This window comes from Methylobacterium adhaesivum, assembly GCF_022179065.1.
Lineage (GTDB): Bacteria > Pseudomonadota > Alphaproteobacteria > Rhizobiales > Beijerinckiaceae > Methylobacterium > Methylobacterium adhaesivum.
In genome coordinates this window covers 459,757-483,206 of record NZ_BPQD01000003.1, presented here as the reverse complement: position 1 = coordinate 483,206, position 23,450 = coordinate 459,757, and the positions used below count along the sequence as shown (strand labels likewise).

Below are 23,450 nucleotides of genomic sequence, written 5' to 3'. Positions count from 1 at the left end.
CAGGAAAGCGGGGCGGCGGCGACGCGGGATCGCGCCGGCGGATCAGGCGGTGAGGCAGCGGCCGAGGAGGGCGAGCCCGGCCACGAGGCAGAGGCCGCCGAGCAGGGTCAGGCCGAGGAGGACGAGGACGATGTCCGAGCCCCGGAGATCGCCGGCGGGCCGCCCCCCGGACAGCCTCACCGGCGGACGTGACCGGGCGCGGTGGGTGACGGGGCGCCGGAAGCCCGGCGCGCGCGGGAGAGTGCGGGCCATCTCAGCCACCCGTCGCGAAGGTCTGGCCGAGGCCCCCGGCGAGGTGCTCGACGATGGGGCCGAGCGCCAGGGCGGGTAGGAACGTCAGGCCGCCGACGATGAGGATCACGCCGACGAGGAGCCCAACGAACAGGGCGCCGTGTGTCGGCAGGGTCCCGGCCGAGACCGGGACGGTCTTCTTCGCCGCGAGCGAACCCGCGATGGCCAGCGCCGGAACGATGACGAAGAACCGCCCGAACAGCATCCCGAGGCCGAGCGTGGTGTTGTAGAACGCCGTGTTCGCCGTGAGACCGCCGAAGGCCGAGCCGTTGTTCGCCGCCGCCGAGGTGAAGGCGTAGAGGATCTCGGTGAAACCGTGGGGGCCGGCATTGGCCGGTCCCGCGAGGCCGGCCGCCACCACGGTGGCCAGCGCCGTGAAACCGAGCATCAGCAGGGGCAGGCACAGGATGGCGAGCATCGCCATCTTCACCTCGCGGGCCTCGATCTTCTTGCCGAGGTATTCCGGTGTGCGCCCGACCATGAGCCCGGCGACGAAGATCGCCACGATGACGAAGACGAGCATGCCGTAGAGGCCGGCCCCGACGCCGCCGACGATGATCTCGCCGAGCTCCATGTTGATGAGCGGGATCATGCCGCCGAGTGCCGTGAAGCTGTCGTGCATGGCGTTGACGGCGCCGCAGGAGGCGGCGGTGGTGACGGCGGCGAACAGGGCGGAGGCGACGATGCCGAAGCGGACCTCCTTGCCTTCCATGTTGCCGCCGCCGAGGCCGAGGCCATCGAGGACCGGGCTGCCCGCAGCTTCGGCCCCGTACACGATGGTGGCGCCGGCGAGGAACAGCACGCCCATGGCGGCGAGGATCGCCCAGCCCTGGCGCTCGTCGCCGACCATGCGGCCGAAGACATTGGTCATCGCCGCGCCGATGGCGAAGATCGAGACCATCTGGATGAAGTTCGCCAGCGCCGTCGGGTTCTCGAACGGGTGGGCCGCGTTGGCGTTGAAGAACCCGCCCCCGTTGGTGCCGAGCATCTTGATGGCGACCTGGCTCGCCACCGGGCCGACGGCGATGGTCTGGGCCTGCCCCTCGAGGGTGGTCGCCGCGACGGCGCCGGAGAGCGTCTGGGGAACGCCCTGCCAGACGAGGAACAGGGCGTAGACGACGCAGAGCGGCAGCAGCACGTAGAGGGTGGCGCGGGTGAGATCGACCCAGAACGACCCGACGGTCTTCGCCGAGGCCCGGGCGAAGCCGCGCACGAGGGCCATGGCCAGCGCGATGCCGGTGGCGGCCGAGAGGAAGTTCTGCACCGTCAGCCCCAGCATCTGCGTGAGGTACGACATCGTCGTCTCGCCGCCGTAGGACTGCCAGTTGGTGTTGGTGAGAAAGCTCGCGGCAGTGTTGAACGCGAGGTCCGGCGCGACGGCGGCCTGCCCGTCCGGATTGAACGGCAGCAGCGCCTGGACCCGCAGGAGGCCGTACAGGGCGAGGAAGCCGAGGACGTGGAAGGCCAGCATGGCGAGGGCATAGGCGAGCCACGGCTGTTCGTGCCGGGCGTCGATGCCGGCGGCGCGGTAGAGCCCGCCCTCGACGGGGGCGAGGAGGGGAGAGAGGATCGTCCGCTCGCCCGCGAACACGCGGGTCATATAGCCGCCGAGGGGACGGGCGAGGGCGAGCACGACCGCGCAGAACAGCGCGATCTGGCTCCAGCCGTTGAGGGTCATGGAAGTGTTCCTGCAGGGGCCGTCAGAACCGCTCGGGGCGGACGAGGGCGTAGGCGAGGTAGGTGAGGAGCCCGAGAGTCACGAGGGCGCCGAGCGCGAGATCGAGGGTCATGTCGGTGGCCTCACAGGCGCTCGCACAGGGCGGCGTAGGCGGCGGTCAGGCCGAAGACGGCGAGCCCCCCGAGGGTGAAGGCGAGGTCGAGCATGGTGCGTGGGTCCCGCGTTCGGCGGACCGTGATCGGTCGCGCTCGTCCAGCCATGTGGCCGCGAACCGCGTGAGGATTCGAGAGAGCGACGGGGGCGATCCCATAAGGATCGCATGAGGATCCTTGGATCCCTGGATCAGCGGACGGGGCGACCCGGCGGCGGCCTACGGTGACGTCAGGGCCTCGGTGGAATCACGGTGATGCGCAGGCGCGCCACACGGCGCGAGGCTTGGTGGCGGGGCCCACGAAGAGGCGTGCCGGCGATCGGCACCTGCGGCAAAAAAGAAAGGGATTTCGAGCGCACCGGTCCCCGCCCAACGCAACATGGGCATTGGACCGTCGCCCAGGACAGGCTGGACGCCTCGCGCGGTGGCGCGCCTTCGGATCACGATACGAGACCGTTCACATCCGGTTCGAGGTCGAAGGGCAGGGGCGTCTCAGGACGTCAAACCAGCATGGGATCGCCGCCCTGTCTCGACAGGGATTCGGCCTGCAACTGCTGGGCGAGGGACAGGATGCCGGCGGCCTTCGGAGTGCCGCGTTGGAAAGTCGGCAGGAGGTTGGCCTTGGCGTACAACGCGTCGTTGACCGGGCCGCGCACGCTCAGGGCGAAGGATTGCCCGAAATCCCGCTTGGCGATCTCGCGCCACTCCACGATCTTCACGTCGCGGTGGCGGGGATCCACGTTGATCCGGTTGAAGGTTTCGATCAGGGCGTTCCGCTCGCCCTCGATCACCTGAACGGCAAAGTTCTGATCGACGAAGAGGAAGCTCGTGATGACGTGGAACTCGTTCTTCTTCTGACACTGACGAGCGAGATCATCCATCTGCTGGCTGCGCGCGGAAGGGTCGGCCGAGAGATTCAGGCGCGAGAAGTAGATGAGATGGAGTAGGCTCGTCCGCGGGGTGGGGCGCATCGCATAAACTCGTACTGCCGGCTCGCTAAACCTAGACGACAGGGACATAACGGAGCGTAAAGACAGGCGAGAGCGACGTCGCGGAGCGCAAGGAGAGGAATCGATGCGGGATAGTCGGGGGAGGGGGGCCGTGATCGCCCTCGCATTGGGCCTCGGCGTGGTTCCGGCCGCTGGCCGCGAGCGGGTTGCGGCACCCGCCGGGACGCTGCGGCCGTGCCCGTCCCGGGGCGCCGGCTTCATCGCGGTGCCGGGCAGCGACACCTGCCTGCGCGTGTCGGGGCGCGTCGCCGGCGAGGTGGCGGCGACGCGGCGCGGATCGTCCGCGCCCCTCGGGACACCCTCGGCCATCGGCCACCTGTCCATCGACACGCGCACCGCGACGGAGGCCGGCCCGGTCCGCGCCTTCGTGCGCATGGGCACGGGGCAGCGCTGAACCGGGCTCCGCCCACCCGGTTGTGGCTGACGCATCGTCCCGGACGGTCGCCCTGCGGCTTTCGAAACAAGACGATGGTCTAGAGGTTGCGCGACAGCACGAGGGGCAGGCTGCTCTCCATCCCGGGCCGGATATAGGGCGAGGGATTGCGCGACGGGCGACCGTAGACCGTCGCCGAGTGGGCGCGACTCATCTCCTGCGACAGGGCCTTCACCAGCCCTTCCGAGACCGAATGGGCCGTGGCCAGAACCGCCTGGTTTGACGTCACCGCCTCCGTGAAGCGCTGGTGGGCTTCCTTCAGGGCCGCGATGCCCTCCGGGGCGAACCGCATGAGGGCGGTGGCGTTGGCCTTGATCGTCTCGAGCCCTTGGAGATAGGCCGCCGACAAGCCGGTCTTGTCGCCGGTCTCGGCCAGCCCCTGATCGAGGCGCCCGACGCGGATGTGGTCGCTCTCCCGGGCGAGCACGCTCTCGAGGGCCCGGAGGGTCTCCATCACCTGGCCGACGAGGGCGCCGGCTCCGGCCTGATCGACGATCCGCAGCGATTCAGTTGGCGCTGACATTGCTGGCCTCCTGCATCTTCATCATCTCCCGATACACTTGGTCGCTGATGCCGACGCCGCCGCTCTTCACGATCTGACCGGCATATTCCTTGGTCAGCATCGAACGGTAGACGCCGCCGCCCGTGCCGTTGTCGCCGAGCGGCCCCTCGGTCCCGTCCGACTGGGTCAGCCGGTCGAGGGTCTGCTCGAGGAACATGCTCTCGAACTCCGTCGCGGCCTTGCGCGCCTTGGCCTCCGCCGGAGTGAGCGCCGTCGCCGACTTGGCGGAGGTGCCCTTGAGGGCGGCGGCCGTGGTCTTGGAGGCCCCATCAGCGGACTTGGAGGCCTCGTCGGCAGGCTTGGAAACGCCCGAGACCGTCTTGGCGATATCGCCCAGGATGGCTTTGCCGACGCCCATGGCGGCGTTCAGGGCGAGGGGAGCGAGCAACATGGTCAACCTCTTGGACTGGAAGGGGAGGCGGGGGAGGAGTCAGGGAACGAGGCGACGTTCGTCACATCACGTCGATGTCGGCCTGCAGGGCACCGGCGGCCTTGATCGCCTGGAGGATCGAGATGAGGTCGCGGGGGCCGACACCGAGGGCATTGAGGCCGTCGACGAGTTCGCGCAGGGTCACGCCTTCCTTGACGAGGGCGAGCTTGTTGCCGTCACCGGTGTCGACCTTCACACCCGTGCGCGGAACCACCGTGGTCTGGCCGTTGGAGAAGGGCGCGGGCTGGCTCACCTGCGGCGTCTCGGTGATGGTGACCGTGAGGTTGCCCTGCGCGATGGCGACGGTGGAGACCCGCACGTCGCGGCCCATGACGATGATGCCGGAACGCTCGTCGACCACCACCCGCGCCGTCTGGTCGGGCTCGACCTTGAGCTGTTCGATCTCGGTCACGAGGCGGATCATGTTGCCGTTGTACTTCGGCGGGATCTGCAGGGTGACGGTGGCGGGGTCCGTGGGCTCGGCGGTGTCGGATCCCATGAAGTCGTTGATGGCGGCGGCGATCCGCTTCGAGGTGGTGAAGTCGGGGTTGCGCAGGGACAGGCGCAGGGAGCGCATGTCGTTCATCTTGAACGCCATCTCGCGCTCGATCATCGCGCCGTTGGGCACGCGCCCGTTGGTGGGCACGCCGCGGGTGATCTTGGCGGCATCGCCCTCGGCCGAGAAGCCCGCGATGGCGACGGAGCCCTGCGCCAGGGCATAGACCTCGCCGTCGGCGCCAAGCAGCGGCGTCACCAGCAGGGTGCCGCCCTGGAGCGACTTGGCGTCGCCCAGCGACGACACCGTGATGTCCATGCGGTTGCCCTGCGTGGCGAAGGCCGGCAGGTTCGCCGTCACCATCACGGCGGCGAGGTTCTGGGTGCGCATGATGGCGCCGCGGGTGTTGACGCCGAGGCGCTCCAGCATGGCCTGGAGCGACTGCTTGGTGAACGGGATGTTGTTGAGGGTGTCGCCGGTGCCGTTGAGGCCGACCACGATGCCGTAGCCGACGAGCTGGTTCTGGCGCACGCCCTCGATGCTCGCCATGTCCTTGACGCGTGACATGGCGGAGGCCCCGTGCGGGGTGGCCAACAGGAATAGGCAGGCCAGGGCCATGAGGCGCCGGGCGAGGCTCCAGGGGGAGCGGCGGGAGGACCGAGCGGTCTGGCGTGACGTCTGGATTCGCATGGCGCGCTTCGATGGAGGGCGGAGCGTCCTCGGGCGGTTCGCCCGAAGCGCCGTGGTGCTCCCGAGGGAGCGGCGTCTTCGGGCCTATCGGCGAGGCACTCTTCGCACCTCGAATTGCCAGGAGCGTGCCAAGCGGCCGGTTTTTCTCAAGCCATTGTCAAGTATGGCTTTTCTTCGGAGCTCCGTCGATCGACGCCCGACCGGGATCGCCATTCGCCGCTTCGACCCGGCAGGTTCTGCCGGGGTGTTTACCCGCACTTAACCATACCGGACGGATTCTGCCGCCTCGCACCGCATCCGGCTCTCCGTGAGGGGAGCCGGGTCGGCCGCCCTCCGGTACCGCGCGGGTCCGGAGCGTGGGGAAGGGACCGCGCGGAGCTGGAACAGCGTCGCATCATGCGTATCGACACCCACTACTCCGCCTCTGCCCTGGGAGGAGCCGCGTCGCGCCGGCCCGAGGCGGGCGCGATCTTCGCCCTGGACCAGTCCGGGGCCGCGAATTCGAGCGCCGCCGCAACCCCGGCCGCATCGCTCGCCGGGCTCGATGCGATCCTCACCCTCCAGGCCCGGGCCGACACGCCCGAGGAGCGCCGCCGCCGGGCGACGCGACGCGGCCACGACCTCCTCGACGCCCTCGACCGTCTCAAGGCCTCCCTCCTCATGGGCCGTGTCTCGGCACGCGACCTTCAGGCCATCGCCAGCCGCCTCGCCCAGCGCGGCGCGAGCGGCGACCCCCGCCTCGATGCCCTCATCGCCGACATCGAGCTGCGCGCGGCGGTGGAGCTGGCCAAGCTTCAGGCCCGCGAGATCGAGGCCCGCGAGGCGGCCTGATCCCCCAGCCCGACACACGGGCGCGCCACCCTCTGCCACGGGGCTCTCCCACCACGCGCGCATCACTCGGGGCTCGCGAACAGCGCGGGAAACCGGCCCGCGATGCAACGGACGCGTGCTTCGGGCAGGCTTCCCGTTCCGAACGGGGAGGGGATGCCTGAAGCCTGTCGGCCACGGCCCGGGCGCGTGGTCACGCCTCCGGCATTGACGCCCCCGTCACGTTCCCCGACAAACCGAAGCGCTCACGACCCCGGACACGCGGACGGGTTGCGTTCCGTCGCACCCGTAACCCGGCGCGCATGCTGTTCAACTCGACGGTCTTCCTCCTGGGCTTCCTGCCCGTCGCCCTCGGACTCCACGGCCTCGTGCTCCGGTGGTTCCCACGCCTGCGGCGCGAGTGCCTCCTCGTCCTCTCCGTCGTGTTCTACGGCTGGTGGGACCTGCGGTTCGTGCCGCTCCTCGCCCTGTCCATCGGGGCGAACTGGCTCGTGTCCCGTCTCCATCTCGCCACCGGCGCGCGCGGACTGATCCCCTTCGCCATCGCGGGCAACCTCGCGGCACTCGGGCTGTTCAAGTACCTCGACTTCTTCGCCGAGCTCGTCGGCTGGATTTCCGGCTCCGCGATCGGCCCTGTCGGCCTCGCTCTGCCGCTCGGCATCTCGTTCTTCACCTTCCACCACTGCATGTATCTGGCCGACCTTCGGGCCGGGCGGGCCCCGGTCTTCGGCCTGCGGGACTACGCCCTCTACATCGCATTCTTCCCGCAGGTGCTGGCCGGCCCACTCGTGCGGTGGCGCGAAGTGATGCACCAGTTCGCCCGGACCGCGCCGGTGGCGCCTTCGGCCTTCGGCCAGGGCCTGATTCTGCTCTGCCTTGGCCTGACGAAGAAGGTCTTCTTCGGCGATCCCCTGGCGGCTCTCGTCAATCCGGTGTTCGCGATCGCGGCGGCCGGTGGGCCGGTGACGGTGATGCAGGCCTGGCAGGCGACCCTCGGTTTCACCTTCCAGATTTATTTCGATTTTTCCGGCTACACCGATATGGCGCTCGGCCTCGGCCTCATGTTCGGCATCGTCCTGCCGCCGAATTTCGACGCTCCCTATCGGGCGACGTCCCTTCAAGACTTCTGGCGCCGCTGGCACATGACCCTGTCGCGCTTCCTGCGCGACTACCTCTACGTACCCCTGGGCGGCAACCGCCACGGCACGGCCCGGCAGCTCCTGGCACTCTTGGCCACCATGACGCTCGGCGGCCTCTGGCACGGCGCCGGTCTCACTTTCGTCGTTTGGGGGTTCGCCCACGGTTTCGGCCTCGGCCTCGGCCTTCTGTGGCGCAGAGTCGGCCTGGCCATGCCGGCGGCCTTGGGCTGGCTTCTCACTTTCCTTTTCGTCACCACGACCTGGGTTCTGTTCCGGGCGCCCGATCTTTCGACCGCCCTGCGCATCCTCGAGAGCCTGGCGGGTCACGCGCCCCTCGGTACGAGCCTGTCCTGGCGTACCCTGGCGCCGGCCGCCGCCATCGCCTGCCTCGGGCCCACCGCCCTCGCGATCGTCGGGCGGGTGCGCCCGGGCCGGCCGGCCGCCATCGGCCTCGGCCTGCTCATGGTCGTGATCCTCCTGCGCCTCGGCGAGGACGCGAACTACGCGTTCATCTATTTTCAGTTCTGACACGCGAAGGCCGGGCCCGGCTCCGGCGGCATCGATCCGGGTGCGCGACCGCCGGCCTGCATCCGTTGCGTGTTTGCCGCATCGCACCGCCCATCGCTTACGATCGCGCCGCGTTGTGGTATCCGCGCGTTGTCGTGGAACGATCCCTGCCTTATAGGGGCGCAAAATATCGCCGCAAACTGGCCGCGACAGACTTGCGAGGGGCGCGAATGGCGAAAGTCACACTTGAGGACGGCTACGTACCTAGTGAGAACGAGCCGTTCATGAACGATCGGCAGCGTGAATATTTCCGGCGCAAGCTTCTGGGCTGGAAATCCGATATTTTGCGCGAGGCCCAGGATACCCTCGTGGCCCTTCAGAGCGAGAACGAGAACCATCCGGACCTCGCCGACCGGGCCTCGTCCGAGACCGACCGCTCCATCGAGCTGCGAGCCCGCGACCGCCAACGCAAACTCACGGGCAAGATCGACGCGGCCCTGACGCGTCTCGAGGAGGGGACCTACGGGTATTGCGAGGAGACGGGGGAGCCGATCTCCCTCAAGCGTCTCGACGCCCGGCCCATCGCCACCCTGTCCCTCGAAGCCCAGGAGCGCCACGAGCGGCGCGAGCGGGTCTATCGCGACGATTAGACCGTCGACGGGGAGCGTTCCGGGGCGGACCGGAAGTGGGCGGCGCCGCTTAAGCACTTTCCGGCCGGTTCGAGCTTGGCCGGAAACTTAACGAAGCATTCATGTCGGACTGCGGAACCTTGAGACGCCAGCCCGGCTTCCTGACGATACGTCTCTCGTCAGGATATCATCAGTATGAATAACGAAGTTCTTATCCTCATTCTCGCCATCACGACCCTCGGGATCGTCATCGGCGTGGCCCTTTGGCAGCGGGCCCGCGTCGCGAGCAAGAAGAACGACCCGGAACGCTCGGCCTTCACCAAGGACCATGGCGAAGCTCCGCGGCAGAACCGGCCCGGCACCGAGCATTGAGTCTCTCTCACGAAACTCCCGAAGCACCGTCGGCGTCCCGGCGAGCACCGCACGCACCCGGGCGTTTCGTGAGGCCCTCGCTCGCCTGACCGTCGCGTGACGCGTGGTCGACCCTTCCGATCGGTCCCGGACCCGCCGGAGCGGCGCCCGATCCGGGAACAACGATCACACGCTCATCCGTTCGAATCCACGCCACCGGACCCGTCCGGGGCGCGGGTCGTCTGCTTGCCAGGACCATCAGCCCGGCGCCGTGCCGTGCCGCGCCTGATCGATCGTCGACGCATCAGAACGGCAGGAGGACGTCGATCACCTGCTGGCCGTAGCGGGGCTGCTGCACGTCCGTGATCTGGCCGCGTCCGCCATAGGCGATGCGGGCCTGGGCGATCTTCGACGAGTCGATGGTGTTGTCGGACTCGATATCCTCGGGCCGGACCACGCCCGCGACGATGAGTTCGCGCACCTCGAAATTGATGCGGATCTCCTGCTTGCCCTCCACCACGAGGTTGCCGTTGGGCAGCACCTGCGTGACGATGGCGGCGATGTTGGTGGTGACGGTCTCGTTGCGCTGGACCGAACCGGCGCCGTCGCTCGACGAGGTCGAGGTGGCGTTGAGGAGCTTGTCGGCGGCGAGGCCGGCGGCGGCAACGGCGGTGTTGTTCTCGAGGCCGAAGGCGTTGGGAAGGCCGAACCCTTCGGCGTTGCTCCGCGAGCGCTTCGTCTCGTTGTTCAGGTTGGCCTTGTCGGTCACGTTGACCTTCACGGTCACGAGATCGCCGATTCGGGCGGCACGCTGGTCCTTGAAGAACGCCCGCGAGCCCGTACGCCACAGGGAGTTCGGGGCGTAGGAGACCGGCTGGACCTCGGGCATCGGCAGCCGCACGGGCTTGTAGCCGGGCTGGGCCGTCGGGTCCTCGATGGCCGCGAGAGTCGGCTGCGCGCCGATCTGCGACAGCCGGTCGGCGGTGTTGCAGGCGCCGAGACCCGTGCACAGGAGCGCGACGGCGAGGGTGGGGCGAACGCGTTGGGTCATCGGGACCGTGCCTGGGACGATTCGGGACATCGGGATCAACGGGCTCCGTCGAGGGCGGCACTGGCCTGACGCATTACCGGTGCACCGGCAGGGGCGACGGACACCCGGCCGGGACCGACGATGGTTGCGGCGAGCACCTTCTTGGAGACCGGGTTGATGACGGTGATCATGGCGCCGAGGCGTCCGCCTTCGTTGGCCTGGCCGCGCAGGGACAAAGCGAGGCCCGGCGAATCGAACACCACGGTCACGGTCTCGCCGCGGGTGACGAGATCGGGCGGGGCGAGGTCGCCGGACCGCAGAACCGAACCGACGCTCAGGCCGCGCTGCGCCACCTGACCAAGCATGTCGGTGGCCCCGGAGCGGGCGTCGGCGGGCACCGCCTCCTTCGGCCGACGCTCGACGGTGAAGTCGGCCGCCGTCACGGTCTCGCCGCGATTGAGCGCCCGGCCGATGACGACGACATCGCGGACTTCGTGGGCCTGACCGGTAACCCGCAGGGAGGCCTGACGGTCGCCGAGGGTCACGAGAGCGGCCAGCCGCCGGGTCCGCGGATCGTAGGTGAGATCGACGGCGGTGGCCTGTCCGTCGAGATCGACGGGGGCGAGCAGCACCGGGGCATCGCCGTCGAGGCGAATCGCGAGATTGCGACCGTCAAGGCCGTGGGTCGTCTCAAGGGCCCGCTTCAGCGCGGCCTCGATCTCGGGCTGGCCGACGCGCCGGGCCGCGCGCTGAACCGTGACCTGCGCCCGACCGCCCGTCTCGATCTCACCGAGGCCGAGGGCCGTTACGGCCTCAGCGATGCGCCGGGCCTGGATCGTCCCACTGGTGCCGAGGGACGGCGCACGAAACAGCGGACGCGCCGAGAGATTGGCGCTGCTCCCCTCGACGAGATCGCCGAGCGTCAGCACATCGCCGCGCGCCGTGACGTCGCCGCGCAGGCGCAGACGCTGCGGCGCTCCCTCCGCCATGACCGGCAGCGTCAGCAGTCCAAACGCCACGGCGGTCAGGAATGCCCGCGCAACCATCGCTGAGTCCACGGTCGAGATGCGCGCCCGAACGGCCAGGGGAACGTATTTAATGGCATACATGATACGATCGCTCCCAATCAGCTGCGGAACATCTGCGACGTAGTGGACATCATCTGGTCGGCGGCAGTGACGACCTTGGAGTTCATCTCGTAAGCACGTTGGGCTGCGATCAGGGACGAGATCTCGGTGACCGCGTTCACATTTGCTTCTTCGAGGTAGCTCTGCTGCAGATTGCCGAACCCTTCCGACCCCGGCGTCGCGGCGATCGCCGGCCCGGACGCGGCCGTCTCGAGGAACAAGTTGTCGCCGATGGACTCGAGGCCGACCTTGTTGACGAATCGGGCGAGCTGGAATTGCCCGAGCGCCTGCGGGGCGGTCTGCCCCGGCACGATCGCCTGCACAGCTCCCTGCGCACTGATCGTGAACGACGTGGCATTGTTCGGCACTGTGATGCTGGGATCGACGAGATAGCCGTCGCGGGTCACAAGCTGCCCCTGCGCCGACAGATCGAACGAACCATCGCGGGTATAGGCCGTCCGTCCGTCGGGCATGATCACGCGGAACATGCCCTCACCGCGAATGGCGACGTCATAATCCTTTTCCGTCGACGTCAGAGTTCCCTGCGACATCACACGCGCCGTCGACGTGGTCTTCACACCCGAACCGATGGCAAGTCCTGCGGGCAGCTGCGTGTTCTGATCCGAAGTCGAAGAGCCGGCACGGCGCAGGTTCTGATAGAGTAGATCCTGAAAGTGCGGCTGCTGGCGCTTGTAACCGGTGGTCCGAAGGTTGGCGATGTTGTTGGAGATGACCTGAACGTTGAGTTCCTGGGCCGCCATTCCAGTGGCAGCAGCATAGAGTGCGCGCATGAGTGCTGTTCCTTAAGCGATTTCGGAAAGGCGGCGGATCGCGGTGCCGCGAAGTTCATCGAGGCGCGAGATCACGCCGGAAACCATGGTGTAGGTACGATTCACATCCATCAGCCGGGTCATCTCGACGACAGGCTTGACGTTCGAGCGCTCCAAGGCCCCCGATTCGAGACGTCCGGCGAGACCTGCGGGAGTCGGGGCGGTGGTGGACGCATAGAGGTTGGCGCCATCGTTGGTCAGCGCCTGCGGATTGGCGAAAGTGACAAGTCGGATTCGGCCGCGGATGCCGAGGTTGGTCGAGACCGTTCCGTCGGGACCGATGCTGAGCCCAGTCTCCTGCTGGCCGATCTGAATCGGACCGCCTTCACCCTGGACGGCATAGCCGTCACTGGTGACGAGGGTCCCCTGATTGTTGGTCTCGAACGCACCGTTTCGGGTGTAGCGATCTCCCGAAGGCGTCCGCACGACGAGAAAAGCTTCGCCTCGGACCGCGACATGGAGAGGATTGCCGGTCTGCTCGATCGGTCCCTGGCCGAGATCGAGGGCTGTCCCCTGGTCGATCACATAGGACACGCGTCGATCCGACTTCTGGAACGAGTCGGCACTCGCGACCGGCATCAGGTATTCCTGGAACCGCGAATTACGGGTCTTGAAACCGTTGGTGGAGACGTTGGCCATGTTGTTGGCGACCACCTCCAGCTCGCGCTGGAGCGCGACCTGGCTGGAGACCCCGACTAACATTGCGTTCTGCATGACACGATCCAACTGCGGCGAGCGGTGATGAGACAGAAGGTCCGCACGGGTCGTGCCATTTCAGGAAAATAAGTTTTCTTCTTCGAAATCAATTACTTGAACCGCATGGCCCGCTCGGCAAACTCCGGCAGGGCGGCGTAGGGGGGGCAAATCCGACCCGGCAGATTTTGCCGCTTTAACGACGCGTTAACCTTAACAATCGATAGCTCTATCTCACGAGCCGGGCGTGAACATGTGGCTCCGGACAGCATCGTAGGCGGGGCGAAACCGATGGCGAAAAAGCCCAAGAAGGCAGCTGCAGAAGGCGCAGAGGACGAAGCCCCGGCTGGCTCGAAGAAGAAGCTCATCATCATCGCTGCCGTAGCCTTGCTGGCGCTCGGCGGCGGAGGGGTCTTCTTCATGAAGAAGAGCGCCGCCCACGGGGCGGCCTCAGCGGAGGTCAAGGCCCCTATCGTATTTCTCGAAGTGCGAGAAATGCTGATCAACCTCTCCAATGAGGCCGGTCAGGACAAGGCTCGCTTTGCCAAGATAAAACTCTCGCTCGAGCTGAAGGATGCCAAGGTCGAGCAGGAGGTAAAACCACTCATGCCGCGAATCGAGGATACCTTCCAGGTCTACCTGCGCGAACTGCGCGCCAGCGATCTGGCCGGTTCGGCCGGCCTCTACCGCCTCCGCGAAGAGCTCCTGCGGCGGGTCAACATCGCGATCTTCCCGGCACGAGCCGAGGCGGTCCTCTTCAAAGACGTCGTCGTCCAGTAACTCCGGCTTCCTTTCCACCCCAGGCATTCGAGATTCCCATGGCCGACGCCGACGAGGACGATTGGGCTGCAGCGCTCATCGAGCAGAACGAAGGCGGGGGCGATGCCTCCCTCGCCGACGAATGGGGTGCGGCCCTTGCCGAGCAGGGGACCACCATCAATGCAGGCGACGTCGCCGCCGAATGGGCGACGATGATCGAGGACGGGGAAACGGACAATCTTCCGGAACTCGCCGGCAATGACCGCATCCTGAACCAGGATGAGATCGACGGCGTTCTCGGATTCTCACTGCGGGAGCTGTCGGCTTCGGGTGCCGGCGGTGTACGGGCCATCGTCGACTCCGGTGTCGTTCAATACGAACGCCTGCCGATGCTGGAAATCGTCTTCGACCGGATGATCCGGTTGCTGTCGACGAGCCTGCGCAACTTCTTTCAGGACAACGTCGAAGTGACGTTGGACAACATCACCTCGGTTCGGTTCGGCGACTACCTGAACGCGATCCCGCTTCCGACGCTGCTCGGCGTGTTTCGCGCGGACGCCTGGGAGAATTCGGGCCTCGTCACCGTCGAATCGAATCTCGCCTACTCGACGATGGATCTCCTCCTCGGCGGCAAACGCGGCGGCACGTCAACGCGGCTCGATGGGCGGCCTTTCACCGCCATCGAGATGCAGCTTGTCCGTCGCCTTGTGGAGATCATTCTCTCCGACCTCGAACTGTCCTTTCAGCCGCTCTCGCCCGTACGCTTCGCCATCGATCGGATCGAGACCAATCCGCGCTTTGCCACCATCACGCGTCCGGCCAATGCCGCCATCCTGATCAGCCTCAAGCTCGACATGGACGGGCGTGGCGGCATGCTGCAGATCCTCTTCCCGTATGCGACCATCGAACCGATCCGTGAATTGCTCATGCAGAGCTTCATGGGCGAGAAGCTCGGCCGTGATCACGTCTGGGAAAGCCATCTGGCCACGGAGATCTGGCAGGCCGACGCCACCATGGAGGCGGTCCTGCACGAGACGATGCTCCCGCTGAAGAAAGTGCTGGCCCTCAAGGTCGGCGACACCTTGATGTTCGACACCAAACCCTCTGATCTCATCTCGGTACGATGCGGCGATTGGGCCCTCACGCAAGGCCGGATCGGCCGCGTGGATGACAGCATCGCCGTACAGCTGACCCGGCCACTGCGTCGGTCGCGGACCACACTTCAGGCCTTCGAGGCCTCCATGAACAATCGTAACGACGGGTGACTTCGCCATGAGCTTTCCGATCACCCTCACGGCCGATATCCTGGTGGCTGTTCTCCTCATCGGAACTATCGTGTCGTCTATGCAACTAAGTCGTCGCATCTCCCGCATGAAAGCCGATGAGGCCGGCATGCGCCAAACCATCAGCGACCTCGTGGTCGCGAGCGCCACGGCGGAGCGGGCCGTCGCTGGGCTGCGTGCGACCCTCGACGAGTGCGACCGAACGCTGGCCGATCGTCTCGCCACTGCGGAACGTTACGCAACGGACCTGTCGCTTCAGGTTGCGGCCGGCGAAACGGTGATCGGACAAATTTCCGCCATCGTCGCGCACGCCTCAGGAGGCGCGAAACCTGCGCAGTCGATCGAAGTGATACCAGTTCGTATCGACACGGAAGTGGCGCCGCAGACGCGTGCCCCCGGCGAGATCCCGTCGACACCGAACCATGAACGCCTCGGCGCTGCAGCGGCAGCCGCCCTCGCCATGTCGGAGCGGGCACTCGGTCGTCTACGGAGTAAAGCCGCATGACCCAGTCCACTTCGCCCCCAACTCCGGGTTCCTTCAAGACTCCGACAGCCCTTCAGAAGACGGGCTTACGGGTCCGGTTCCCTCAGACGCGCCCGCTCAAGCTTCGCCTGATCGACGCCGTCACTCTTGCAGCAACCGGCCTCCTGGTTTTGAAGCTAGCGTCCATCGCGTTCGAAGATTCGAAGCCCGTGCCCGGGGCAGCGTTGCCGGAATTCGCCCGCGTGCTTGCCAAGGCCCGGACCGGGTACGAGCCATCCGATCCCGCCACCACCGGCTCCGTCACACCGAAGGAAGCGGAGAAGGCAGCGCCGGAGCCTGAGAAGGCGCCGCCCCGTCCCCCGTCGCCGCAGGAGGCGATGTCCGCAACCGAACGCGCCATTCTCGAACGTTTGGCAAGTCGGCGCGACACCCTTAAGCAGCGCAGCGACGCCCTTGATATGCGAGAACAACTCATCGGCACAGCCGAGCGCAAGCTGGAGACCGGCGTCGATGCCTTGAAACAGGAGGAAGGCAAGGTCGAGAGTGGCAATACCGAGCGGGCCGAGTCCGAGAAGGCCGCCATCAAGAACATCGTTACCATGTACGAGACGATGAAACCGAAGGATGCGGCGCGGGTGTTCGATCGCCTTACGCTCGATGTGCTGGTCCCCATCGTTCTGATCATGAATCCGCGCAAGATGGCGGAAGTCCTGGCCCTGATGCAATCGGAACCAGCGGAAAAGCTCACGATCGCCCTCGCGAACCGTGCTCAAAACAAGACGTCGCCTTCGCAGCTCCCGTCGATTGCCGGACTCGGCCCCAACGAACTTCCTGCCATCGAGATGCTGAAGCCGGGTCCCAAGCGCTGAGAACCATCCTCAGGAAAGTCTTATGGTTGCACCCGGGAGGTGGCGAGGTTAGGCGGCGGGCTACGAAATCCTCACGTGGTGTTTGTTCGCTACGAGCGAACAAACACCACGTGACCGGGTTCGACGCTCCTTAGACGCCCCTGGAGGCTCCTCTTGCCGCTGAACCGTCCGTTCGATCCGTGTGCCGCCGTGATCGGCCTGTTTCTCTCTTTCGCGCTCTTATCCGTCACGACCCATCCGACCCACGCCCAGGATACGGAAGGTGCGGAGGCGCCAGCCGATGCCGCGCCGAAGCCAAGGGTGAAGCCGAAGCCGGCGCCCGCCTCCAAGCCTGCCGCACCAGCCAAGTCCGCCCCTATCGCCGCCCAGGCCCCCACGACGCCCTGGCCCGCCGGAGCCAGTTCCGTGAGCGAGGTCTATGGGGATTGGACCGTGGTATGTGCCCGCGAGGGAACCGTCCCGGCGACCTGCACTTTGATGCAGGCACAAGGGTCCAAGACCGATGGCCGTCGCTCGTTCGCCATCGAGCTCCGCACACCGACCGAGGGCCGCGCGGCGGGCTTAATCCTCATGCCTCTCGGCTTGAACATCGAGGGTGGTGTCCAGTTCAAGCTTGACGACGCGGTTCTCGGACAGGGAGCGCCTTTCCTGAGCTGCAGCCAAGAGGGTTGCATTGTCCCTGTCAGCTTTCCGACGATGGCCACCGACGCCATGAAGTCCGCCAAGGCTCTCAGCGTGACGGCGACGAGACCCGATGCCAAGGAGCCTTTGGTGGTGACCGTGCCGCTCGGTGGCTTCGGACCGGCGATGGCGCGCGCTGTGGCCCTGGCCGGATAAGAGCGACGCGGGAAACGGATCGGTACGTGTCCCCAAAAATCTTCCAGCAACGAAGACGCCGTGCAAGAACAGCCACGAGGAAACGCCCATGAAGATTTTTTCGGCAGCCTGCCTGATTGCAACACTTGCTGCGACATCCGCTCTGGCCCAGACCACACCGCAAGGCTCGCCACCCGGCGCAACTGCGCCCGGAAGCCCGGAACCCGAAACGAAGGCCGAGCGGCAGCGAAACAGCGCCGCAAAGCTCGCCGGGCTGCTGTACTTCGTTCAGAACGCATGTCCGGACCTTCAGCCCGACTACACTCGGTTCAAGGATGTCGTGGCCGGCCTCGGCGTATCCCTCGATGACCTTTCCGCAGGCGATCTGCTGTTGCGTTCACGGACCTACACGGAGGTCTACACCAAGGACACGCCAGCAAACTGTGCGCGGGCCGACACCAATTTCGGTCCGACGGGAACGACCATTCCCGGATTGGTCGTCAAGCGCACGACCCCGTGAGGTGACGGAGGGTTTTAAGCGCCCGTTAGCCCAAATCTGAAAGAGTGCTCGAACTGTGTGGCGCAAGGCGCTCCGTTCGCCCAGCGAACAGGGCGTCCCTCGAGTTTGGTGTATCCCGCAATGGATTTGGGCCTCGACATCACCCCACGGCGCCGCCGCCCCCGGGCCGGCCTCGCCGTGGCGTCGATCTTGGCTGGGCTGGTCGTCTGCGGCCCAGTCGAAGCCGCACGCCTGACGAGCGTGGCCGGGACGCAGGCCGACCGTTACGGCCGCATCGTCCTCAATTTCGATGGTGTCGTAACGGTCAAGGCCCGTGTCTCTGATACGGTTCTGGTGATCGGATTCTCGGAACGCAGCCAGGCCTTCGCCGAGCGTCTGGCGACCCAGATGCCGGACTACATCTCCCTGGTCCGACGCGACCCTGACGGCACGGGCCTTCGCGTCGCCCTGCAACGCCCTTACCGCGTGAATGTGCAGACTGTCGGCGAGAAGACCTACGTCGACCTTCTGCCGGTCGATTGGGCGGGGCTGCCTCCGCCCCTGCCCCCAGAGGTCGTAGCTGAATTATTCGCACGGACGCAGGCCGCCGAGGCGGCCCTCCGGGCTGCTCGTCCGAAGCCGCCCGAACCCGTGCGGCTGCCCCTCGAACTCGCCCTCCGTCCAAATCTCGCTCGCTTGAGCCTGCGCCTGCCCGAGTCCGCCACCGCGCGTTTCGAGCGCGACGGCGCAGCCACTCGTCTTGAATTGCCTGGGTCCTGGCGGATCGACGAGACCGGGACTCGCGGACGCCTCAAGCCTTTCATCGCATCATTGTCCGTCGAGGGAGATGTGGATGGTAGCCGCCTCTTGGTCACCCCGGCGGAAGGGTATGAGATCCAACAGGCGCGGGACGCGGATGGCATCACCCTCGACGTATCGCCCAAGTCCGTCGGCGCGAAATCGCTCCCCGGGCGCGGCGCCGAGCCGCTAACCGACGTAAAGACTATCGCCACGGATACGAAGGCTCCCCCTGGCCAGGTACAGAACGGGCAGCCGGAAACGAAACCGGCCTCGGCGGAGGCCCCCGCGGCCAAGCCACGCCCGGCTCTAACCCGCCCCGCGGGCCCGGGACTCATGTTTCCCTTCACGCGGATCCCGGCCGCCGCCTTGTTCGAGCGGGCAGGCGTCGCCACGCTCGTGTTCGAGACACCCGATACCGTCACCGTTCCCACGGGTGATCCGGTCCTCACGCCGCTCGGTCCGCCCGTTCGTACGGGCAACTTCGTGTCCCTGCGCTTTCCGATGCCGCGGGACCGCCTCTTCGACCTCATTCCGTCGGGTCCTGTCGATGCTCCGACGGGCTGGGAACTCGTGGCCAGTGGCGATGTCGCCTCGAGCACCCCCCTGTCAGCGATCAGAACGATTGCGGCGAATGGGCAACCGGTTGTCAGCGTAAAGCTTCCGAACCCCGGTGGTGCGGCGTGGCTCGACCTTGACGGCGAGCGCATCGCCATCGTCACGGGCTATGGGCCGGAGCCGGCAGATATCTCGAAACGCCAGACCTTTGTCGACTTCGAACTGCTCGCGAGCCGGCAGGGCGTCGCCGTCCTGGCACAAGCCGATGATCTGGTGGTTCGACCAGACCTCGATGGCATCACCATCGAACGCGATGGCGGGATGGCGATCTCAGGCGTTCCGCGTTCCACCGCCGCACCCCTCGCGGTGGTCCCGGATCTCGTCATCGATCGTCTCCAATGGGAGGCAGCGCGCACCGGCGAGGTTCGCGATGTCGTGCGTCAAAGACTCAACGAGATCACGGAAGCCAGCCGCTCGGCCCGGGGTCCCCTGCGCGTCGCCCTAGCGAAGAGCCTTCTCGCCAACAATCTGACGAGCGAAGCGATGGGTGTCCTCAAGGTCGCGGCCATCGAAGACCCCGTCTCTGCCGGCCACCGCGACATCGCCCTTCTCATGGGTGTGTCCGCGGCCCGTATGGGGCATACGACCGATGCCCGACGTATCCTGGGCGGTGATGGACTACGATCCGATCCCGAAGCGCGCCTGTGGCTAGGCTACCTGAGTGCCCTGGCCGGGCAATGGGATAAGGCCAAGACCGCCTACAAGGAGACCGCCGGCGTCCTCGAGCGCTACCCCGACGATGTCCAAGTCCTCCTGCGGAGCGCCGCCGCGGACGCTGCCATCGAGGCGGGTGACGACGATTCGGCGAGCCGTCAGATCACCCTGGCGGGTGCCCGTTCTCCCGAGGATCCCATGCGCGATCATCTCGCGTTGCTGCGTGCGCGCGTCGACGAGATGACGGGGCGGGGCCTATCCGCGCTCGAAACCTACAAGCGCCTGGCCGAGCAAGGAAACGGCCCCGTGGGCGCGGAGGCTTCCCTGCGGGCGGCGATCCTGGGTCATGCGTCCGGCAAACTTCCGCTCGCGGACGCCATCGACCGAATCGATACGCTGTCCCTCACCTGGCACGGTGACGAGATCGAGATGCGGACTTTGTCCGCCTTGGCCCATCTACAGAAGGAGGCCGGGCATTGGCGGGAAGCCTTCACCGCCGTTCGTCGCGCCGTTACCCTGCAGAGTGAATCTCCTATCGTTCGGAACCTTCAGGAATGGGCCCTGAATGTGTTCGACGAGCTTTATCTGGGCGAGGGGGGAGCCAAACTGTCCGGTGTCGAAGCCTTGGCTCTCTATTTCGACTTCAAGGATTTCGCCCCCATCGGACGACGTGGCGACGAGATCGTCCGGCGCCTATCGGATCGTCTCGTCGAGTTCGATCTCCTCGATCCGGCGGGCGATCTGCTTCAGCATCAGGTGGATCATCGCCTGACCGGACCGGCCCAGTCGGAAGTGGCCGCCCGCCTAGCGACCATTCGGCTCATGGATGACAAGCCACTGGCCGCGCTCCAGGTTCTGGATGCGACCTACATCCCCGAACTTCCCGAGGAGTTGCGTCGCGCGCGGGCACTCCTGCGGGCACGGGCCCTGTCTGACCTGTCGCGGACAGAGCTCGCCTTGGAGACCGTCGAGGGCGAGACGGGCGTCGACGCGACACGGTTGCGGGCCGATATCCTCTGGTCCGCGCGGCGCTGGCGGGAGACCGGTGAGGCACACGAGTTCCTGGTCGGTGATGCTTGGAACCAGCGGACGCCCCTCGACGACAAAGCGCGCGCCGACGTCATCCGGGCCGCGATCGCCTATGGCTTGGCGGGGGAAGTGCTGAGCATGGATCGCCTCAGGACGAAATTCGCCAATGCCATGGCGGAGAGCGTGGATGCGCGCACCTTCGCCTTGCTGACGCAGCCCAATGCCGTCCGCACGGCGGGGTTTCGTGAGATCGCCCAGAAAGCCGGGAGATCCGAAACCCTCCAGGCGTTCCTCGTTGAATACCGCAAGCGTTATCCGCAGGCGGCCATGCCGGAACGCGGCACACGCGAGGGGGAGACCCGCGCCGATGCGCAGGGCGAGGCTCCGGCGACGCCGCCGGGTTGATCGATGGGACCGGGCCTCGGCCTGTTGGCGGGTTGAGCTTTCGGACGAGTCATTGATGACTCGTCCGCGCTCCCGTCAGGTTCCGTAACTCTGCACCAGGGAGCCGGCCACCAAGGTCCAGCCATCGACCAGCACGAAGAAGATGAGCTTGAACGGGAGGGCGACGGTGGCGGGCGGCACCATCATCATGCCAACCGCCATGAGGATCGAGGCCACCACCAAGTCGATGATTAGAAATGGGATGAAGAGCAGGAAGCCGATCTCGAAGGCTCTACGAAGCTCCGAGATCATGAAAGCCGGCGTTACGATCTCAAGGCCGATGGCTTCGGGACCTGACGGGACAGGAACCTTTGCCATATCGAGGAAAAGCTTGAGATCCTTCTCTCGGACATTCTTCAGCATGAATGCTTTAAACGGAATCGACGCCCGTTCGAACGCGACGCTCTGAGTGATCTGCCCAGCCAGCAGCGGCTCGACTCCGGTTCGATAGGCTTCCCGACCGACAGGTGCCATCACGAAAGCCGTGAGGAAGAGGGCGAGGCTCGTGACCACGGTGTTGGGCGGTGCGCTCTGAGTACCGAGGGCCGAGCGCAGGATCGAGAAGACCACGACGATGCGGGTAAACGAGGTCGCCATCACGAGGACCGACGGCGCCAGCGCCAGAACCGTAATGAGGGCAACGAGTTGCAGCGCGCGCTCGGTCGTGCCGCCCGTACCGAGATCGAGGGATAGGTTCTGTGCCATGGCTTCGCCCGCAACCAGCGTCAGGCCGAAGGTCGCCGCGACGCGGGCGACGGCACGGGCTTTGAATCGAATCATCGTTTATCCGCAATAGCATAGCAGGATGGCCGAAGCGGCTACCGATCTGGCCCGTGCCGTCCTCGACCCCAAACCTGTCGGTGTCATGACCGAAGCGCGGGCGACGGCCGAATCCGCTGGCGCGTTCAGCCCTTCTTGTCGAGGGACCGGCCGAGCAGCCGGGCGAACTCGGCTTCGATCTCCTCGACGGAGAACGGGTTGGCTGCCGCCACCCCCGGGGTCGCTGCGGGCTTTGCAATATCGGCCGGGGGGGGCGCACGTTCGGCCGCGGGTTTGACGGGGGCTGCCGCAGGCACGGGCGGCTCGGGTTCGGTCGGAACTGAGCTTGAAGCGGTCGGCGATTCCGGCGCGACGGGAAGCGGCGCCGTCCCATCGGAGGACGGGGTGGGACGGCCCATGGCCGGGTTGGGACGGTCCATGACGGGCGTGGGACGCTCCGGCTCTGGGGCGGGGTCGAACAACGCGTCGTCCCGCTCCGGTGCTTCGGCCGTTGCCGCCATGGCGGCAGCCATGGGGTCGATGGCGTCCGCCGCGACGGGGGGGGCGTGGGCCGCCACGGGCGCGGTGACCACCGGATCGACGGAAGTCCCGGGCCTCTCGGGGACGACGTGCGCCGCCGCAGGTTGGTCCGTCTTTTCGGTGGCGGATTCGGGTAGCACAGGACGAGCCGGGGTCGCCGAAGCTTGCGGACGGCGCACGGCCTGCTCGAGCTGACGGGCCATATCCGAGAGGATGTCGGGATCGACGGGGCTGGACGCCCCCTGAGGCGGCCCTTCGGCGTCGGCGGGCGCCGGGGCCGCGTCGTCCGATCGGCCGCGCTTGGCCAGACCGGGCATGAGACTGGCCGCGCCGGGCACGAGATTGGTGAGGGAGGGCGGCATGCGGCGGGCCGGGCGCGAGGCCGGGACCGCGACGGGCGGCGCCGGCGGTTCAGCCGGTGTCTCGAAGGCCGGCCGCGGATCGGGCGGACGCACCGTCGTCGGCCCGGTCTCGTCCGGAACGAACAGATCGGGGGCGGGCAAGTCGAGGGGCCGCCCGACGGTGTCCGGCCGCGGCGCGGCATCGGGCAGGGGCGGGGGAACCGCCACCGGCATCGCCAAGGCGGCCTCGAAGGCCGGCTGGAACCGGGCCGCATCGAGGACGGCGGGCTCCGCCTCGGGTCGAACCGCCTCGTCCTCGCCCAGACGAGCGCCGGCCCCGCGCGTGATGTTGCGTTCGACGACGACGTCGTTGGGGCCGCCCACGAGGAGCAGGTGCTCGACATTGTCCCGCCGCAGCAGGATGAGCTGGCGTTGCCGGTCGAGTTCGTAGATGTCGACGATGCCCAAGCGCGGCTGCCGTCCGCGTCCGCCGCCCTTCGCGGAGAGGGGCTGGCCCCGCCCGGGTAAGCGACGGATGACGAACACCGTGATCGCCAGAACCGCGAAAATGACGAGGAAGATGATCGCGAACTGGATCGTCGTGGAGCCGTCTGAACTGAAGGACGAAAACAAGGTCCGGTCTCTCGCTTCTGGGGGCCGCCGGCCCGACGCAACGCTTCGG

At 66.8% G+C, this 23,450-nt stretch carries 26 protein-coding genes; 12 read left to right on the top strand and 14 right to left on the bottom strand.

The window, feature by feature from the left end:
• Window positions 1–42 precede the first annotated feature (42 nt).
• The 5 genes from MFF01_RS06060 to MFF01_RS06040 all read right to left on the bottom strand — a co-directional run bounded on the left by MFF01_RS06060 (window position 43) and on the right by MFF01_RS06040 (window position 3,091).
• On the bottom strand, window positions 43–252 hold the full coding sequence (locus tag MFF01_RS06060) for a hypothetical protein (protein WP_238222962.1): 210 nt from the start codon (window positions 250–252) through the stop codon (window positions 43–45).
• Between the two features lies 1 nt (window position 253).
• Window positions 254–1,969 (bottom strand): potassium-transporting ATPase subunit KdpA, encoded by a 1,716-nt coding sequence (gene kdpA / locus MFF01_RS06055; protein ID WP_238222960.1) that lies wholly within the window; start codon window positions 1,967–1,969, stop codon window positions 254–256.
• Between the two features lie 22 nt (window positions 1,970–1,991).
• Entirely contained in the window at window positions 1,992–2,081 is a 90-nt protein-coding gene (locus MFF01_RS06050) for a K(+)-transporting ATPase subunit F (protein ID WP_238222958.1), read from the bottom strand.
• Between the two features lie 10 nt (window positions 2,082–2,091).
• Window positions 2,092–2,229, bottom strand: a complete 138-nt coding sequence (locus tag MFF01_RS06045) for a hypothetical protein (protein WP_238222956.1) — start codon at window positions 2,227–2,229, stop codon at window positions 2,092–2,094.
• 391 nt (window positions 2,230–2,620) lie between these two features.
• A complete protein-coding gene (locus tag MFF01_RS06040; protein WP_238222954.1) occupies window positions 2,621–3,091 on the bottom strand; it encodes a BLUF domain-containing protein in 471 nt (156 codons plus the stop codon).
• A gap of 130 nt (window positions 3,092–3,221) precedes the next feature.
• Here MFF01_RS06040 and MFF01_RS06035 point away from each other — a divergent pair, with 130 nt between their 5' ends.
• The gene (locus MFF01_RS06035; protein WP_238222953.1) at window positions 3,222–3,524 is read left to right on the top strand and encodes a porin; all 303 of its coding nucleotides are present in this window, start codon (window positions 3,222–3,224) and stop codon (window positions 3,522–3,524) included.
• Window positions 3,525–3,603: 79 nt separating this feature from the next.
• Here the strand turns inward: MFF01_RS06035 and MFF01_RS06030 are convergent, their stop codons facing one another.
• The 3 genes from MFF01_RS06030 to MFF01_RS06020 form a co-directional block, all read right to left on the bottom strand.
• Window positions 3,604–4,086, bottom strand: coding sequence for a hypothetical protein (locus MFF01_RS06030; RefSeq protein ID WP_238222952.1), 483 nt, complete (start codon window positions 4,084–4,086; stop codon window positions 3,604–3,606).
• Entirely contained in the window at window positions 4,070–4,516 is a 447-nt protein-coding gene (locus MFF01_RS06025; RefSeq protein WP_238222951.1) for a rod-binding protein, read from the bottom strand. The genes MFF01_RS06030 and MFF01_RS06025 overlap by 17 nt, the downstream gene beginning before the upstream one ends.
• 61 nt (window positions 4,517–4,577) lie before the next feature.
• A complete protein-coding gene (locus MFF01_RS06020) occupies window positions 4,578–5,669 on the bottom strand; it encodes a flagellar basal body P-ring protein FlgI (protein WP_238223110.1) in 1,092 nt (363 codons plus the stop codon).
• Between the two features lie 468 nt (window positions 5,670–6,137).
• Between MFF01_RS06020 and MFF01_RS06015 the strand changes: the two genes are divergently transcribed.
• The 4 genes from MFF01_RS06015 (at window position 6,138) to MFF01_RS06000 (ending at window position 9,216) form a co-directional block, all read left to right on the top strand.
• The gene (locus MFF01_RS06015; RefSeq protein WP_238222949.1) at window positions 6,138–6,572 is read left to right on the top strand and encodes a flagellar assembly protein FliX; all 435 of its coding nucleotides are present in this window, start codon (window positions 6,138–6,140) and stop codon (window positions 6,570–6,572) included.
• A 299-nt stretch (window positions 6,573–6,871) separates the two neighbouring features.
• Window positions 6,872–8,236 (top strand): MBOAT family O-acyltransferase, encoded by a 1,365-nt coding sequence (locus MFF01_RS06010; RefSeq protein ID WP_238222947.1) that lies wholly within the window; start codon window positions 6,872–6,874, stop codon window positions 8,234–8,236.
• A gap of 209 nt (window positions 8,237–8,445) precedes the next feature.
• Complete coding sequence (gene dksA / locus MFF01_RS06005) at window positions 8,446–8,865, top strand: RNA polymerase-binding protein DksA (RefSeq protein WP_238222945.1); 420 nt, start codon at window positions 8,446–8,448, stop codon at window positions 8,863–8,865.
• A gap of 174 nt (window positions 8,866–9,039) precedes the next feature.
• Window positions 9,040–9,216 carry a hypothetical protein gene (locus MFF01_RS06000; RefSeq protein WP_238222943.1) on the top strand — a complete coding sequence of 59 codons (177 nt, stop codon included), beginning with the start codon at window positions 9,040–9,042 and terminating at the stop codon, window positions 9,214–9,216.
• A gap of 283 nt (window positions 9,217–9,499) precedes the next feature.
• Here MFF01_RS06000 and flgH read toward each other — a convergent pair whose 3' ends face one another.
• Genes flgH through flgF form a run of 4 tightly spaced genes read right to left on the bottom strand, consistent with a single transcriptional unit; the run spans window position 9,500 to window position 12,896 of the window.
• On the bottom strand, window positions 9,500–10,246 hold the full coding sequence (gene flgH, locus MFF01_RS05995) for a flagellar basal body L-ring protein FlgH (protein WP_238222942.1): 747 nt from the start codon (window positions 10,244–10,246) through the stop codon (window positions 9,500–9,502).
• Between the two features lie 35 nt (window positions 10,247–10,281).
• Window positions 10,282–11,334: a flagellar basal body P-ring formation chaperone FlgA gene (flgA, locus tag MFF01_RS05990; protein WP_238222940.1), complete on the bottom strand. Its 1,053-nt coding sequence runs from the start codon at window positions 11,332–11,334 to the stop codon at window positions 10,282–10,284.
• A gap of 17 nt (window positions 11,335–11,351) precedes the next feature.
• On the bottom strand, window positions 11,352–12,143 hold the full coding sequence (gene flgG, locus MFF01_RS05985; protein ID WP_238222939.1) for a flagellar basal-body rod protein FlgG: 792 nt from the start codon (window positions 12,141–12,143) through the stop codon (window positions 11,352–11,354).
• Window positions 12,144–12,155: 12 nt separating this feature from the next.
• Window positions 12,156–12,896 (bottom strand): flagellar basal-body rod protein FlgF, encoded by a 741-nt coding sequence (flgF, locus tag MFF01_RS05980; protein WP_238222937.1) that lies wholly within the window; start codon window positions 12,894–12,896, stop codon window positions 12,156–12,158.
• A 270-nt stretch (window positions 12,897–13,166) separates the two neighbouring features.
• Here flgF and fliL point away from each other — a divergent pair, with 270 nt between their 5' ends.
• The 7 genes from fliL (at window position 13,167) to MFF01_RS05945 (ending at window position 21,089) form a co-directional block, all read left to right on the top strand.
• Window positions 13,167–13,655 carry a flagellar basal body-associated protein FliL gene (gene fliL / locus MFF01_RS05975; RefSeq protein WP_238222928.1) on the top strand — a complete coding sequence of 163 codons (489 nt, stop codon included), beginning with the start codon at window positions 13,167–13,169 and terminating at the stop codon, window positions 13,653–13,655.
• Window positions 13,656–13,693: 38 nt separating this feature from the next.
• The gene (fliM, locus tag MFF01_RS05970; protein WP_238222926.1) at window positions 13,694–14,899 is read left to right on the top strand and encodes a flagellar motor switch protein FliM; all 1,206 of its coding nucleotides are present in this window, start codon (window positions 13,694–13,696) and stop codon (window positions 14,897–14,899) included.
• Between the two features lie 7 nt (window positions 14,900–14,906).
• Entirely contained in the window at window positions 14,907–15,422 is a 516-nt protein-coding gene (locus MFF01_RS05965; protein ID WP_238222924.1) for a DUF6468 domain-containing protein, read from the top strand.
• Window positions 15,419–16,270 carry a MotE family protein gene (locus MFF01_RS05960; protein ID WP_238222922.1) on the top strand — a complete coding sequence of 284 codons (852 nt, stop codon included), beginning with the start codon at window positions 15,419–15,421 and terminating at the stop codon, window positions 16,268–16,270. The genes MFF01_RS05965 and MFF01_RS05960 overlap by 4 nt, the downstream gene beginning before the upstream one ends.
• Before the next feature lie 153 nt (window positions 16,271–16,423).
• Entirely contained in the window at window positions 16,424–17,107 is a 684-nt protein-coding gene (locus MFF01_RS05955) for an invasion associated locus B family protein (protein WP_238222920.1), read from the top strand.
• Between the two features lie 88 nt (window positions 17,108–17,195).
• Window positions 17,196–17,606, top strand: a complete 411-nt coding sequence (locus MFF01_RS05950; protein WP_238222918.1) for a hypothetical protein — start codon at window positions 17,196–17,198, stop codon at window positions 17,604–17,606.
• Window positions 17,607–17,726: 120 nt separating this feature from the next.
• The gene (locus MFF01_RS05945) at window positions 17,727–21,089 is read left to right on the top strand and encodes a tetratricopeptide repeat protein (protein ID WP_238222917.1); all 3,363 of its coding nucleotides are present in this window, start codon (window positions 17,727–17,729) and stop codon (window positions 21,087–21,089) included.
• A 75-nt stretch (window positions 21,090–21,164) separates the two neighbouring features.
• Here the strand turns inward: MFF01_RS05945 and fliP are convergent, their stop codons facing one another.
• Together fliP and MFF01_RS05935 are read right to left on the bottom strand one after the other, a co-directional pair.
• Window positions 21,165–21,908 (bottom strand): flagellar type III secretion system pore protein FliP, encoded by a 744-nt coding sequence (gene fliP, locus MFF01_RS05940; protein ID WP_238222916.1) that lies wholly within the window; start codon window positions 21,906–21,908, stop codon window positions 21,165–21,167.
• Window positions 21,909–22,033: 125 nt separating this feature from the next.
• Window positions 22,034–23,401, bottom strand: a complete 1,368-nt coding sequence (locus tag MFF01_RS05935; RefSeq protein WP_238222909.1) for a flagellar biosynthetic protein FliO — start codon at window positions 23,399–23,401, stop codon at window positions 22,034–22,036.
• Window positions 23,402–23,450 lie beyond the last annotated feature (49 nt).

Coding starts and splice junctions, on each gene's coding strand:
- MFF01_RS06060 (WP_238222962.1), bottom strand. CDS start 252: ATGGCCCGCACTCTCCCGCGCGCGCCGGGCTTCCGGCGCCCCGTCACC.
- kdpA (WP_238222960.1), bottom strand. CDS start 1,969: ATGACCCTCAACGGCTGGAGCCAGATCGCGCTGTTCTGCGCGGTCGTG.
- MFF01_RS06050 (WP_238222958.1), bottom strand. CDS start 2,081: ATGACCCTCGATCTCGCGCTCGGCGCCCTCGTGACTCTCGGGCTCCTC.
- MFF01_RS06045 (WP_238222956.1), bottom strand. CDS start 2,229: ATGGCTGGACGAGCGCGACCGATCACGGTCCGCCGAACGCGGGACCCA.
- MFF01_RS06040 (WP_238222954.1), bottom strand. CDS start 3,091: ATGCGCCCCACCCCGCGGACGAGCCTACTCCATCTCATCTACTTCTCG.
- MFF01_RS06030 (WP_238222952.1), bottom strand. CDS start 4,086: ATGTCAGCGCCAACTGAATCGCTGCGGATCGTCGATCAGGCCGGAGCC.
- MFF01_RS06025 (WP_238222951.1), bottom strand. CDS start 4,516: ATGTTGCTCGCTCCCCTCGCCCTGAACGCCGCCATGGGCGTCGGCAAA.
- MFF01_RS06020 (WP_238223110.1), bottom strand. CDS start 5,669: ATGGCCCTGGCCTGCCTATTCCTGTTGGCCACCCCGCACGGGGCCTCC.
- MFF01_RS06015 (WP_238222949.1), top strand. CDS start 6,138: ATGCGTATCGACACCCACTACTCCGCCTCTGCCCTGGGAGGAGCCGCG.
- MFF01_RS06010 (WP_238222947.1), top strand. CDS start 6,872: ATGCTGTTCAACTCGACGGTCTTCCTCCTGGGCTTCCTGCCCGTCGCC.
- dksA (WP_238222945.1), top strand. CDS start 8,446: ATGGCGAAAGTCACACTTGAGGACGGCTACGTACCTAGTGAGAACGAG.
- MFF01_RS06000 (WP_238222943.1), top strand. CDS start 9,040: ATGAATAACGAAGTTCTTATCCTCATTCTCGCCATCACGACCCTCGGG.
- flgH (WP_238222942.1), bottom strand. CDS start 10,246: ATGACCCAACGCGTTCGCCCCACCCTCGCCGTCGCGCTCCTGTGCACG.
- flgA (WP_238222940.1), bottom strand. CDS start 11,334: ATGTATGCCATTAAATACGTTCCCCTGGCCGTTCGGGCGCGCATCTCG.
- flgG (WP_238222939.1), bottom strand. CDS start 12,143: ATGCGCGCACTCTATGCTGCTGCCACTGGAATGGCGGCCCAGGAACTC.
- flgF (WP_238222937.1), bottom strand. CDS start 12,896: ATGCAGAACGCAATGTTAGTCGGGGTCTCCAGCCAGGTCGCGCTCCAG.
- fliL (WP_238222928.1), top strand. CDS start 13,167: ATGGCGAAAAAGCCCAAGAAGGCAGCTGCAGAAGGCGCAGAGGACGAA.
- fliM (WP_238222926.1), top strand. CDS start 13,694: ATGGCCGACGCCGACGAGGACGATTGGGCTGCAGCGCTCATCGAGCAG.
- MFF01_RS05965 (WP_238222924.1), top strand. CDS start 14,907: ATGAGCTTTCCGATCACCCTCACGGCCGATATCCTGGTGGCTGTTCTC.
- MFF01_RS05960 (WP_238222922.1), top strand. CDS start 15,419: ATGACCCAGTCCACTTCGCCCCCAACTCCGGGTTCCTTCAAGACTCCG.
- MFF01_RS05950 (WP_238222918.1), top strand. CDS start 17,196: ATGAAGATTTTTTCGGCAGCCTGCCTGATTGCAACACTTGCTGCGACA.
- MFF01_RS05945 (WP_238222917.1), top strand. CDS start 17,727: ATGGATTTGGGCCTCGACATCACCCCACGGCGCCGCCGCCCCCGGGCC.
- fliP (WP_238222916.1), bottom strand. CDS start 21,908: ATGATTCGATTCAAAGCCCGTGCCGTCGCCCGCGTCGCGGCGACCTTC.